The organism is Kribbella monticola (assembly GCF_003261635.1).
In the GTDB taxonomy this organism is placed as follows: Bacteria; Actinomycetota; Actinomycetes; order Propionibacteriales; family Kribbellaceae; genus Kribbella; species Kribbella monticola.
The window spans coordinates 92,938-105,574 of sequence record NZ_QFXK01000022.1; the positions used below are offsets into that span (position 1 = coordinate 92,938).

General features: G+C 69.4%; 10 protein-coding genes. 9 read left to right on the forward strand and 1 reads right to left on the reverse strand.

The annotated features are described in order from the left end of the window. Positions 1–21 precede the first annotated feature (21 nt). The 9 genes from argS (at position 22) to prmC (ending at position 11,673) form a co-directional block, all read left to right on the forward strand. Entirely contained in the window at positions 22–1,683 is a 1,662-nt protein-coding gene (gene argS / locus DIZ26_RS09540) for an arginine--tRNA ligase (protein WP_112239480.1), read from the forward strand. Beyond that, complete coding sequence (lysA, locus tag DIZ26_RS09545; protein WP_112239482.1) at positions 1,680–3,086, forward strand: diaminopimelate decarboxylase; 1,407 nt, start codon at positions 1,680–1,682, stop codon at positions 3,084–3,086. Before argS ends, lysA begins: the two co-directional genes overlap by 4 nt. Further along, the gene (locus DIZ26_RS09550) at positions 3,083–4,372 is read left to right on the forward strand and encodes a homoserine dehydrogenase (protein WP_112239484.1); all 1,290 of its coding nucleotides are present in this window, start codon (positions 3,083–3,085) and stop codon (positions 4,370–4,372) included. Before lysA ends, DIZ26_RS09550 begins: the two co-directional genes overlap by 4 nt. 2 nt (positions 4,373–4,374) lie before the next feature. Next, a complete protein-coding gene (gene thrC / locus DIZ26_RS09555) occupies positions 4,375–5,463 on the forward strand; it encodes a threonine synthase (RefSeq protein WP_112239486.1) in 1,089 nt (362 codons plus the stop codon). Then, entirely contained in the window at positions 5,460–6,509 is a 1,050-nt protein-coding gene (gene thrB / locus DIZ26_RS09560) for a homoserine kinase (protein ID WP_112239488.1), read from the forward strand. Before thrC ends, thrB begins: the two co-directional genes overlap by 4 nt. A gap of 343 nt (positions 6,510–6,852) precedes the next feature. Beyond that, on the forward strand, positions 6,853–9,198 hold the full coding sequence (gene rho / locus DIZ26_RS09565) for a transcription termination factor Rho (RefSeq protein ID WP_112239490.1): 2,346 nt from the start codon (positions 6,853–6,855) through the stop codon (positions 9,196–9,198). Positions 9,199–9,468: 270 nt separating this feature from the next. Beyond that, positions 9,469–9,675 (forward strand): 50S ribosomal protein L31, encoded by a 207-nt coding sequence (gene rpmE, locus DIZ26_RS09570; RefSeq protein WP_112239492.1) that lies wholly within the window; start codon positions 9,469–9,471, stop codon positions 9,673–9,675. A 91-nt stretch (positions 9,676–9,766) separates the two neighbouring features. Then, a complete protein-coding gene (gene prfA, locus DIZ26_RS09575; protein WP_112239494.1) occupies positions 9,767–10,843 on the forward strand; it encodes a peptide chain release factor 1 in 1,077 nt (358 codons plus the stop codon). Next, the gene (prmC, locus tag DIZ26_RS09580; RefSeq protein ID WP_112239496.1) at positions 10,840–11,673 is read left to right on the forward strand and encodes a peptide chain release factor N(5)-glutamine methyltransferase; all 834 of its coding nucleotides are present in this window, start codon (positions 10,840–10,842) and stop codon (positions 11,671–11,673) included. Before prfA ends, prmC begins: the two co-directional genes overlap by 4 nt. Before the next feature lie 3 nt (positions 11,674–11,676). Here prmC and DIZ26_RS09585 read toward each other — a convergent pair whose 3' ends face one another. Further along, positions 11,677–12,630 (reverse strand): DUF3558 domain-containing protein, encoded by a 954-nt coding sequence (locus tag DIZ26_RS09585; RefSeq protein WP_232828221.1) that lies wholly within the window; start codon positions 12,628–12,630, stop codon positions 11,677–11,679. Positions 12,631–12,637: the final 7 nt, after the last annotated feature.

Here is a 12,637-nt window from a genome sequence, read left to right on the forward strand (position 1 = left end):
GCGGGCCATTAGGCTGAGGCGGTGACTCCGGAACAGCTCGCTGAGAAGATCCTGCAGGCCCTGACCGCGCTCGTCGACGACGGCACCATCACCGTTGACGGCGGGCTGCCGGGTGAGCTGAAGGTGGAGCGACCCAAGAACCCCGAGCACGGGGACTACGCGACCAACGTCGCCATGCAGCTCGGGAAGCGGTCGAGCCTCGGCAACCCGCGCAAGCTCGCCGAGTTGCTCGCCGCCAGGTTGCAGGACGACGAGGCGATCACGGCGGTCGACATCGCCGGGCCGGGCTTCATCAACCTGAAGGTCGCGGCCGATGCCCAGGGCAAGATCGCCGCCCAGATCCTCGCGGCCGGACCGGCGTACGGCGGCAGTGACTCGCTCAAGGGTCAGCCGATCAACCTGGAGTTCATCTCCGCCAACCCGACCGGACCGCTGCATCTGGGGCATACCCGGTGGGCCGCCGTCGGTGACGCGCTGGCCCGGGTGCTGACCGCGGCCGGCGCGAAGGTGACCCGGGAGTTCTACGTGAACGACCGCGGCGCACAGATGGACAAGTTCGGCGCCTCGCTGAAGGCAGCCGCGCACGGTGAGCCGATCCCCGAGGACGGCTATCACGGGGAGTACATCAACGACCTGGCCAAGCAGATCGTCGAGGAAGTCCCCTCGATCATGATGCTGCCCGACGCCGAGCAGAGCGTCGCCTTCCGTGAGGCGGGGTACGAGCGGCAGCTCAAGGAGCAGCAGAGCCAGCTCGAGCACTTCCGGACCAAGTTCGACGTGTGGATGTCCGAGCGCAGCCTGCACGAGCAGGACGGTGTCGGCCACGCGATCGAGAAGCTCCGTGAGCAAGGTCACCTCTACGAGGCGGACGACGCGCTCTGGATGCGCACGACCGACTTCACCGACGACAAGGACCGGGTGCTGATCCGGACCAACGGCGAGCCGACGTACTTCGCTTCCGACGCGGCGTACTACGTGAACAAGCGCGAGCGGGGCTTCGAGGTCTGCATCTACCTGCTCGGCGCCGACCACCACGGGTACGTGAACCGCCTCAAGGCGATCGCGGCCTGCGCCGGCGACGACCCCGAGCACAACATCGAGATCCTGATCGGCCAACTGGTGAAGATCCTCAAGGGCGGCGAGGAGATGAAGCTGTCCAAGCGGGCCGGCACCATCGTCACGCTGGCCGAGCTGGTCGAAGAGGGAGGCGTCGACCCCCTGCGGTACACGCTGTGCCGCTACCCGGTCGACTCACCGCTGACGCTGGACATCGAGGAGATGACCAGGCAGGTCAGCGAGAACCCGGTGTACTACGTGCAGTACGCGCACGCCCGGCTGGCTTCGATCCTGCGCAACGCGGACGACCTCGGCATCAAGCTGGACGAGTTCGAGCCCGGTCTGCTCAGCCATGAGCGCGAGGGCGATCTGCTGCGCGCGCTGGCCGAGTTCCCGCGCGTCGTCGCGACCGCCGCCGAGCTGCGCGAGCCGCACCGCATCGCGCGATACCTCGAAGACACCGCCTCGGCTTTCCACAAGTTCTATGACAGCTGCCGAGTGCTGCCACGCGGCGACGAGGAGGTCGAGCCGGTGCATCAGGCCCGGCTCACCCTGGTCGCCGCCACCCGGACCGTCCTCGCCAACGGGCTCGACCTGCTCGGCGTCTCCGCTCCGGAGCGGATGTGAGGGCGCACGAGGCGGGCACCCTGCACGCCGACATCGGGCACAAGGCACCGCCGTGGCTGCGGGCGCCGGGCAACGTCAACGACCTGGTCACCCAGCTGTGGTCGACGAACTCCAAGAAGAACGCCGAAGGCGCGCTCGAGGTCGGCGGGGTCGATGTCCGCGACCTGCTCGCCGAGCACGGCAGCCCGGCGTACGTGCTGGACGAGGACGACTTCCGCTCCCGCGCCCGCGCTTTCAAAGAGGGCTTCAAGGACTTCGACGTCTACTACGCGGGCAAGGCGTTCCTCTGTACGACGGTCGTCCGCTGGGTGATGGAGGAAGGGCTCAACCTCGACATCTGCTCAGGCGGCGAGCTCGCTGTCGCGCTGCGGGCCGGGGCGGACCCGAAGCGGCTCGGGTTCCACGGCAACAACAAGTCAGTCTCCGAGCTGACCCGGGCTCTCGAGGCCGGCGTCGGCCGGATCATCGTGGACTCCCAGGACGAGATCTCCCGGCTGATCGAGCTGGCCGCCGAGCGCGACCTGGTCGCCCCGGTGATGGTCCGGGTCACCGCCGGCGTCGAGGCACACACCCACGAGTACATCGCCACCGCGCACGAGGACCAGAAGTTCGGCTTCTCGATCACCTCCGGCGCCGCGTACGAAGCCGTTGCCCGGGTCAACGAAGCGCCGGAGCTGCAGCTGCTCGGGCTGCACTCGCACATCGGTTCGCAGATCTTCGACTCGTCCGGGTTCGAGGTCGCCGCGAAGCGCGTGATCGCCTTGCACGCAAGGGTTTCCGACGAGCTCGGTGTGGACATGCCGGAGCTCGATCTCGGTGGTGGCTTCGGGATCGCCTACACCACCCAGGACGATCCGGCCGATCCCGCGCAGCTGGCCACCGAGATGGGCAAGATCGTCGAGCACGAGTGCCGCGGCTTCGGTGTCGAGGTGCCGAAGGTCTCGATCGAGCCCGGTCGCGCGATCGTCGGGCCGGCCATGTGCACGGTCTACTCGGTCGGCACGGTCAAGGAGGTCGAGCTCGACGCGGGCGCCTCACGCACCTACGTCTCCGTCGACGGCGGCATGAGCGACAACATCCGCACCGCGCTGTACGACGCCGACTACTCCTGCACGCTCGCCAACCGGTACTCCGATGCGGCCCCGACGCTGGCCCGCGTGGTCGGCAAGCACTGCGAGTCGGGCGACATCATCGTCAAGGACGAGTTCCTCCCCTCGGACGTGCAGCCCGGCGACCTCGTCGCAGTACCGGGCACCGGGGCGTACTGCCGGTCCATGGCGAGTAACTACAACCACGTACCGCGGCCGCCGGTGATCGCTGTGAAGGACGGCCGGACCACCGTCGTCATCCGCCGCGAGACCGAGGACGACATGCTGACACTCGACATGGGGGCAGCGAAGTGAGCAAGGCTCTGAAGGTCGGACTGCTGGGCTGTGGCGTGGTCGGGACCGAGGTGGTCCGGATCCTCACCGAGCGCGCCGACGACCTCGCCGCCCGGGTCGGTGCGCCGCTGGAGATCGCGGGCATCGCCGTACGCCGGGCCGGCCGCGCCCGCGATATCGCGGTCGACCCTGCTCTCGTCACCACCGACGCCCAGGCGCTCGTCTCCCGCGGCGACCTGGACCTCGTCATCGAGGTGATCGGCGGACTCGAACCGGCCCGCGGCCTCATCCTGACCGCGCTCGAGAACGGCGCCTCGGTCATCACGGCGAACAAGGCGCTCCTCGCCGAGGACGGCCCGACCCTGTTCGCCGCCGCGGAGAAGTACGAGCGCGACCTGTACTTCGAGGCCGCCGTCGCGGGGGCGATCCCGATCCTCCGGCCGTTGCGCGAGTCGCTGGCCGGTGACGACGTGACCCGGGTGATGGGCATCGTCAACGGCACCACCAACTACATCCTGGACAAGATGGACTCCACCGGCGCCGGCTTCGACGAGGCGCTCGAGGAGGCCCAGGCCCTCGGGTACGCCGAGGCCGATCCGACCGCGGACATCGAGGGCTTCGACGCGGCCGCGAAGGCGGCGCTGCTGGCGAGTTTGGCCTTCCACACCAGGGTTTCCATCGCCGACGTGCACCGCGAGGGCATCACCGAGGTGTCCGCCACCGACATCGCCTCTGCCCGCGAGATGGGCTGTGTGGTGAAGTCGCTGGCGATCTGCGAGCTGGACGAGGCGACCGATTCGGTCAGCGCCCGGGTCTATCCGGCGATGATCCCGTCGAACCACCCGCTGGCCTCGGTCCGGGACGCCTACAACGCCGTTTTCGTGGAATCCAAAGCGGCCGGCGAGCTGATGTTCTATGGTCGTGGTGCCGGCGGCGCCCCGACGGCCAGTGCTGTCCTCGGGGATCTGGTGTCCGCCGCGCGCAACCGGCTCAAGGGTGTGCCGGGGGTCGGCGAGTCGTCGTACACCCAGCGGGCCGTCCGGCCGATGGGGGATGCGCTGACTCGCTATCACGTGTCGCTGGACGTGGCCGACAAGGCCGGCGTGCTGGCGGCGGTGGCGACTGCGTTCTCCGACCACGGGGTGTCGATCCAGACCGTCCGGCAGGAAGGCCGCGGCGGTGAGGCACAGCTCGTCGTGGTCACCCACACCGCCACCGACGCCGCACTCTCCGCGACCGTGGAGGCCCTGCGCGACATGGACATCGTGCGAGAAGTCAGCAGTGTGATGCGGGTCGAAGGGGACTAGAGATGACTCAGCAGAGGCCACAGCAGCGGCCTGTTCTCTGGCGAGGCGTGATCGAGGAATACCGCGACCGGCTGCCGGTCTCGGGGGACACTCCCGTGGTCACGCTCGGCGAAGGCGGAACGCCGCTGGTGGCCGCGCAATGGCTCAGCGAGCAGACCAATTGCGAGGTCTGGCTCAAGGTCGAGGGAAACAACCCGACCGGTTCGTTCAAGGACCGTGGCATGACGGTCGCGATCTCGCTGGCCGCACAGGCCGGTGACAAGGCGGTGGTCTGCGCCTCCACCGGGAACACCTCCGCCTCGGCCGCCGCGTACGCCGTACGCGCCGGTCTGTTGCCGCTCGTGCTGATCCCGGCCGGGCGGATCGCGAAGGGCAAGCTCGCGCAGGCGATCGTGCACGGCGCGCAACTGGTGACGATCGACGGCGGGTTCGACGACTGTCTGCGGATCGTGCGGGAACTCGGCAAGCACTACCCGGTCGCGCTGGTGAACTCGGTGAACCCGGTCCGGCTGGAAGGCCAGAAGACGGCGGCGTTCGAGGTCTGCGACGCGCTCGGCGACGCGCCCGATCTGCACGTGCTCCCGGTGGGCAACGCGGGCAACATCGCGGCGTACTGGAAGGGCTACCTGGAGTACAAGAAGGACCGGATCTCCTCGAAAGCCCCGCAGATGTGGGGGTTCCAGGCCGAAGGTGCCGCGCCGATCGTGCGCGGTGCGATCGTGGCGAACCCGGATACCGAGGCGACCGCGATCCGGGTCGGCAACCCGGCGTCCTGGACGCTGGCCGAGAACGCCCGGGACGAGTCGGGCGGCCGGATCGAGGCGGTCTCCGACGCGCAGATCCTTGCGGCGCAACGCGAACTGGCTGCCCGGGAAGGTGTTTTCGTCGAGCCTGCTTCTGCTGCTGGTGTGGCCGGCTTGCTCGCGACGAAGGCGGCCGGGCGGTTGGACGGCGGACAGACCGTGGTGATCACTGTCACAGGGCATGGCTTGAAGGACATCGACACCGCACTCGCCCACGCGCTGCCCCACGAGTCTGCGGTGACCCCTGCAGAAACCGACGCCGTAGCCCGCGTCGCCGGACTGGTATGACCCCGGAAACACCAGACACGACTCGACCGGCCGACGCGGCGCGACCGGCCGACGCGGCGCGACCGGCCGACGCGGCTCGACCGGCCGACGGGGCCGACGCGGCTCGATCGGCCGATGGAGCGGCGGCGTCGGCGGGCGGGGTGGTGCGGGTTCGAGTGCCTGCGACGAGTGCGAATCTCGGTCCGGGCTTCGACGCCTTCGGGCTCGCGCTCAGCCTGTACGACGAGTTGACGGTGACGCCGGGTGGGTCCGGCGTGACCGTCGACGTGGTGGGGCCGGGCGCGGGTGAGGTCGCGTTGGACGAGTCGCATCTCGTGGTGCGCTCGATCCGGGCCGGCCTGGAGTCGCTCGGCGCCGGCGTACCGGGGTTCAGCTTGCGGTGTGAGAACCGGATTCCGCACGGGCGCGGACTGGGTTCGTCGTCCGCCGCGATCGTCGGTGGCATCGCGGCGGCGTACGGGCTGACCGGTACGCCGCTCGATCGCGACCGGATCGTCGAGCTCGCGAACGAGATCGAGGGACACCCGGACAACGTGGCGGCCGCGGCGCTCGGGGGATTCACGATCGCGTGGACCGATGGCGAGCAGGGGCGCGCGATTCGGCTGGAGCCGGCGGCCGGGTTGGCGGCGGTCGCGTATGTGCCGGTGACTCGGGTGCTGACGAAAGAGGCACGTGGGTTGCTGCCGGCCGCAGTACCGCATGCCGATGCTGCTGCGAACGCGGGCCGGGCGGCGTTGCTGGTCGCGGCGCTGACCTCGCGACCGGAGCTGCTGATGACGGCGACCGAGGACCGATTGCACCAGGAGTACCGCGAACCGGCGATGCCGGAGAGCCTCGCGCTGGTACACAAGCTCCGCGGCAGTGGCCTGCCCGCGATCGTGAGCGGCGCGGGTCCGACCGTGCTGCTGCTGACGACTGCGAGCGACGACAAACCCTTGGGCGCAACGGGTGCCGAAGCGTTTCCGGCCGCGCCCGACGGGTGGGAGCGGTACGAGCTCGGGATCGATCCAGTCGGCGTACAGGTCTGGTCGGGCGACGGCGACTGACGTCGAGGCGCCGACGGGAATGAACAGAGCCGGACACGCGTTGAACCTCCCGAGTCTCCAGTTGCCCCCTTGGTGGTGCTAGTCTCGACTCACCCGATCCCCTCCAGGTGATCGGCGAACTCTCGTCGCTTCCGGGCTTAGCTCCCGACACCAGATGTCTGCGGCGACCTCCCTGTGAAGGACTTGCGCCGCCTGCGTCGGATAACTCCGGGGGGAACCGGATTCAGCGAGAGCCTCTTATACCCACGTCACCTCCCCGTCGATCGAGACGGCGTCGGTCGTGGGTGATGATTCCGGGCGATGAACCTGAGGACATCGTCCATCCGTGTGGGAAGGACCTCACGTGACAGAAACTGTTGAAGCCTCCAGCGGAGCCGGCACCTCGCCGGCCGACGCGGGCGCCACCACGCGCCGCCGCAAGGCCGGAGGCGGCCTCGAAGGCATGCTGCTCCCCGAGCTCAAGCAGCTCGCCGGGACGCTCGGCATCAAGGGCACCGGCGCGCTGCGCAAGGGCCAGCTGATCGAGGCGATCAAGGCTGCCCAGTCGGGTGCCGGTTCGGCGGGCGCCGCGCGTTCGCGCTCCAGCCAGCCGACGCTGGACGAGGCAGCCGCGGAGCCGGTGGCCGTCAAGGCCGAAGCTCCGGCACGGGTCGGCACTCGCCGGGCCCGGGCCGCCGCAGCCGACAACGGCGCGGCCGAGAAGAACGTCGAGGCGCCGGCCGCGAAGGCCGCCGTCCAGGAAAAGCCCGCGCAGAACGGTGTCGCCCAGACGAGCGCGAACCAGACGAGCGCGACCCAGACAGGTGCGACCCAGGCCGGCTCTGCTCCGGTCGAAGCGGCCGCGAGCGCACCGGTCGTCGAGCGGCACGCCGACGCCGACACCGAGAGCCGGGACGACCGCTCCGGTGGCCGCGAAGGTGGCCGGGACCGCAGCCGCGGTCGCGACAACCAGCGCACCGACCGCGACGGCGCCCAGGCCCGGGACAGCCGCGAGGGTCGCGACAACCAGGCCCGCGACGGCCGCGAGGCGCCCGCCCGCGAAAGCCGCGACGTACAGGCGCGTGACGGCCGCGAGGTCCAGGTCCGCGACGGCCGCGACGCCCAGGCCCGCGACAGCCGGGACGGTCAGAACCGCACCGACAACCGCGACCGCACCGACAACCGCGACGGCCAGAGCCGCGATGGTCAGAGCCGGGACAGCCGCGACGGCGCCCAGAACCGGGACAGCCGCGACGGCCAGAATCGCGACGGCCAGAACCGGGACGGACGCGGCGACAACCGCGACCGCACCGAGAACCGCGACAACCGCGGCGAGCAGCGCACCGACGGTGCCCGGGGCGACCAGCGCAACGACCGGCAGAGCCAGACCGACCGGGGCGAGGACGGTGACGGGCGCCGTCGCCGCCGCCGGGGGCGTGACCGCGACCGCGGTCAGACCACCGGCCGCGACTCCGGTGGCCGCGAGAACCCCCGCAACAACCGCGGCCGGGGCGAGCGCTTCGACCCGGAGCCGACCATCAGCGAGGACGACATCCTGGTGCCGGCCGCCGGCATCCTCGACGTGCTCGACAACTACGCATTCGTCCGGACCAGCGGCTACCTGCCGGGCCCGAACGACGTGTACGTCGCGCTGTCGATGGTCAAGCGCTACGGCCTGCGCAAGGGTGACGCGATCACCGGTGCGGTGAAGCAGCCGTCGGACGGCGAGCGCAAGGAGAAGTTCAACCCGCTGGTCCGGATCGACACCGTCAACGGGTCGGACCCCGAGGTCGCCAAGCAGCGTCAGGACTTCAACAAGCTGACCCCGCTGTACGCGACCGAGCGGCTCCGCCTGGAGACCGAGCCGAACGTGCTCACCACCCGGATCGTCGACATCGTCAGCCCGATCGGCAAGGGCCAGCGTGGCCTGATCGTGTCGCCGCCGAAGGCCGGTAAGACGATGGTGCTGCAGGCGCTGGCGAACGCGATCACCACGAACAACCCCGAAGTACACCTGATGGTCGTGCTGGTGGACGAGCGGCCGGAAGAGGTCACCGACATGCAGCGCACGGTCAAGGGTGAGGTCATCGCCTCGACCTTCGACCGGCCGGCCGACGACCACACCACGGTCGCCGAACTGGCGATCGAGCGGGCCAAGCGGCTGGTCGAGCTCGGCCACGACGTGGTCGTCCTGCTCGACTCGATCACCCGGCTCGGCCGGGCGTACAACATCGCGGCGCCGGCCAGCGGCCGGATCCTGTCCGGTGGTGTCGACTCGTCGGCGCTGTACCCGCCGAAGCGGTTCTTCGGCGCGGCCCGCAACATCGAGGACGGCGGTTCGCTGACCATCCTCGCGACGGCGCTGATCGAGACCGGCTCCAAGATGGACGAGGTCATCTTCGAGGAGTTCAAGGGCACCGGCAACATGGAGCTCCGGCTCCGCCGCGAGTTCGCCGACCGCCGGATCTTCCCGGCCATCGACGTGGTCGCCTCCGGTACCCGCCGCGAGGAACTGCTGATGAGCAAGGACGAGACCCAGGTCGTCTGGAAGCTCCGCCGGGTGCTGTCCGCACTCGACGGCCAGGCCGCCCTGGAACTGCTGATCGGCAAGCTCAAGGAGAGCAAGTCGAACATCGAGTTCCTGCTCCAGGTCAACAAGACCACCCCGTCGACCGGCGGCACCGGCCGCAGTACGGACGACGGCAACTAGTACGACGGCCCGCCGGGCACCCCCCGGCGTCCCACCCCTTGCCCGGCGAACCCACAGTTCCAGGGGTTATCCCCTGAAACTGTGGGTTGCCTGCGTGCATACCGCGCGCCAACCCACACTTTGAGGGGATGACCCCTGGAACTGTGGGTTCGCCGGGGAATGCGGGGGCGATTCGTCAGGTTGGGGGTGCTGATGGCAGAATTGTTCGTTGGTTCCGGTTCACGTTCGCACCTGGCGGACGACCCGGAGCGCCTTGACTCGAGGAGACCCATGAAGAGCGACATCCACCCGAACTACGTGGCGACCAAGGTGACCTGCACCTGTGGCGCTCAGTTCGAGACGCACTCGACCGCGGAGAACGGCACGATTCACGCCGACGTCTGCTCGCAGTGCCACCCGTTCTACACCGGCAAGCAGAAGATTCTCGACACCGGTGGCCGCGTCGCCCGCTTCGAGAAGCGGTACGCGAAGAAGTAGCTGCATTCCGGCGCCGGTCCGTGGATCCCGACAGGGATCCGGGACCGGCGCCGTTGCGTTGTCCACAAAGACCTAGGAGAGGAGTGCAGCAATGTTCGAGGCAGTGCAGTCGCTGAAGGCGGAGTACGCCGAGCTGGAGCGACGGATGTCGGACCCTGAGCTGCACTCCGACCAGGCGGTCGCGCGCCAGGTCGGCAAGCGGTACGCCGCGCTGGCGCCCGTAGTACGGACGTACGACGAGTGGTTGCAGACCGCCGACGACATCGAGGCGGCCAAGGAGCTGGCGCACGAGGACCCGGCGTTCGCCGAGGAGGCGACCAAGCTCGAGCACCGGCGCGACGAGCTGGCCGAGAAGCTGCAGGTGCTGCTCGTGCCGCGGGACCCGAGCGACGACAAGGACGCGATCCTCGAGATCAAGGCCGGTGAGGGCGGCGACGAGTCGGCCCTGTTCGCCGGCGACCTGCTGAAGATGTACCTGAAGTACGCCGAGTCGCAGAACTGGAAGACCGAGGTCATCGACGCGGCCGAGTCCGATCTGGGCGGGTACAAGTCGATCACGGTCGCGGTGAAGGCCAAGGGCACACCCGAGCCCGGCGAAGCGCCGTACGCGAAGCTCAAGTTCGAGGGCGGCGTGCACCGGGTCCAGCGGGTGCCGGTGACCGAGTCGCAGGGGCGGATCCACACCTCGGCGGCCGGTGTCCTGGTGCTGCCCGAGGCCGAGGACGTCGATGTCGAGATCGACCAGAACGACCTGCGGATCGACGTCTTCCGCTCGTCCGGTCCGGGCGGCCAGAGCGTCAACACGACCGACTCGGCGGTCCGGATCACCCACCTTCCGACCGGCATCGTCGTCTCGATGCAGAACGAGAAGTCCCAGCTGCAGAACCGCGAGCAGGCGATGCGCGTACTGCGGTCCCGGCTGCTCGCCGCGGCGCAGGAGGCCGCCGATCAGGAAGCCAGCGACGCCCGGCGTTCGCAGATCCGCACGGTCGACCGGTCGGAGCGGGTCCGCACCTACAACTTCCCGGAGAACCGGTTCTCCGACCACCGGGTCGGCTACAAGGCGCACAACCTGGACCAGGTTCTCGGCGGCGATCTCGCCCCGGTGATCCAGGCCCTCACCGAAGCCGACCTGACCGCACGCCTCGAGGCCGTCGAATCCCAGTGAGCACCAGAGCCGTCCTCGCCGAAGCGACCGCGCGACTGCGGGAGGCCGGCGTCGCCTCACCCGACTACGACGCCGCCGAGCTGCTCGCCCATGTCGCCGGCGTCAGCCGCCTCCAGCTCGGCCTGATCGACCTCACCGACCAGCTACAGACCCGGTACGACGAGTTGGTGGCCCGCCGTGCCGCCCGCGAACCGCTGCAGCACCTCACCGGTACGGCGGCCTTCCGCTACCGCGAACTCGTCGTGGGCCCCGGCGTCTTTGTGCCGCGCCCGGAGACCGAAGTACTGGTCGGCTGGATCCTCGATCGGATCGCGGACGTCAAGGAACCGCTGGTGGTGGACCTGTGCAGCGGATCGGGCGCGATCGCGGGGGCCGTGGCGACCGAGCGGCCGGACAGCACCGTGCACGCGGTGGAGCTGTCGCCCGACGCGTGCGTGTGGGCGCGGCGCAATCTGGCCGGTACGGGCGCGACCTTGCACGAGGGCGATATCGACGGCTGCCTGCCCGAACTCGACGGCCTGGTCGACGCGGTGATCGCCAACCCGCCGTACATTCCCTTGACCGCCTGGGAATCCGTGACGGCCGAAGTCCGCGATCACGATCCGGCGCTGGCGCTGTGGTCGGGCGACGACGGGCTCGACGAGATCAAGGTGGTCGCGGCGACAGCAGGGCGGTTGCTCAAGCCCGGTGGCTGGTTCGGCTGTGAGCATGCGGACGTCCAGGGTGAGTCGGCTCCTGCTGTGTTCGCCGCGACCGGGCTGTTCACCGAAGTACGCGACCAACTGGATCTGGCCGGTCGGCACCGGTTCGCCACCGGCCGTCGCATCTGAGCGCTACTCGTAGACCACGAACTCCGGCCTGGGCTTGAGCGCCAGCACCTGGGCCGGTGTCATCAGGGCGCCGTGCCGGGTGTCCTCCTTGTAGAAGAGCTTGAAGCCCGTGTGGACGCCGGGCGCCATCGTCGTGGTGAGCTTGCGCCAGGTGGATTCCTTGTCGACCCGACCGCCGATGCCGTCGACCGATTTGATGATCTGCACGCCCGGATGCTGCTTCAGCGCCTTCTCGTTGCTGACGATCCGGACCGAGAGCTGATGGAAGACGAAGGCCTTCTCCGGCAGCTTGTACTGCGCGACGAGGCCGGCCAAGTACGCCGCGATCGAGTCGAGCTCGGCGCCGGTGGTGTGGCCGAAGACCTTGCCCGGCACCTGGCCGGGACCGACCGCCCACTCGGGATCGAAGGCGAGCCCGACATCGGGTTCCTTGAGCCAGCGCTGGAGGACCTTGACCTCTCGGAGGATGTCGGCCCGGCCCGGCTGGATGTCGAGCAACAGCAGCATCCGGTGCTTTCGGGCGACCGCGAGGTAGTCCTGGATCTTGGCGTCGGGCAAGCGGCTGCGGTACTGGCCGTCCTTGCCGGCATGGCCGTTCGCGACCACCACGATGAGTTCCATCACCGGCAACGGAGTCCGGCTACCGGCGTACGCCTTGGAGAGCGTTTCGAGCTGGCTCGCCTTGGCCTCCAGGTCTTTGTCGAGCGGCCCGAGCGCGGGGGAGCCGGGCAGCCCGACGTACCCGACCAGCTGGTACTTCGGGAAGATCTGCCGGCCGCCACGCGGAAGATCCCCGTCCGCAGGCGGCGCAGCCAACGGCGTCGTGGACGGTCTGGCGGACGGCTTCGGGGCGGGCGGAGGCTGCGAACCGGTATCTGCCTTGGTGTCGCTGCACCCGGCGACGACACCGAACACGAGCGCCATCAGGACGACAAGGAGCTTGTGCTGTTGGACCACCGCACCA

Excerpts from the sequence above, each read along its gene's own strand:
- thrC (WP_112239486.1), top strand. The coding sequence starts at position 4,375 with ATGACTCAGCAGAGGCCACAGCAGCGGCCTGTTCTCTGGCGAGGCGTG.
- thrB (WP_112239488.1), top strand. The coding sequence starts at position 5,460 with ATGACCCCGGAAACACCAGACACGACTCGACCGGCCGACGCGGCGCGA.
- rpmE (WP_112239492.1), top strand. The coding sequence starts at position 9,469 with ATGAAGAGCGACATCCACCCGAACTACGTGGCGACCAAGGTGACCTGC.
- prfA (WP_112239494.1), top strand. The coding sequence starts at position 9,767 with ATGTTCGAGGCAGTGCAGTCGCTGAAGGCGGAGTACGCCGAGCTGGAG.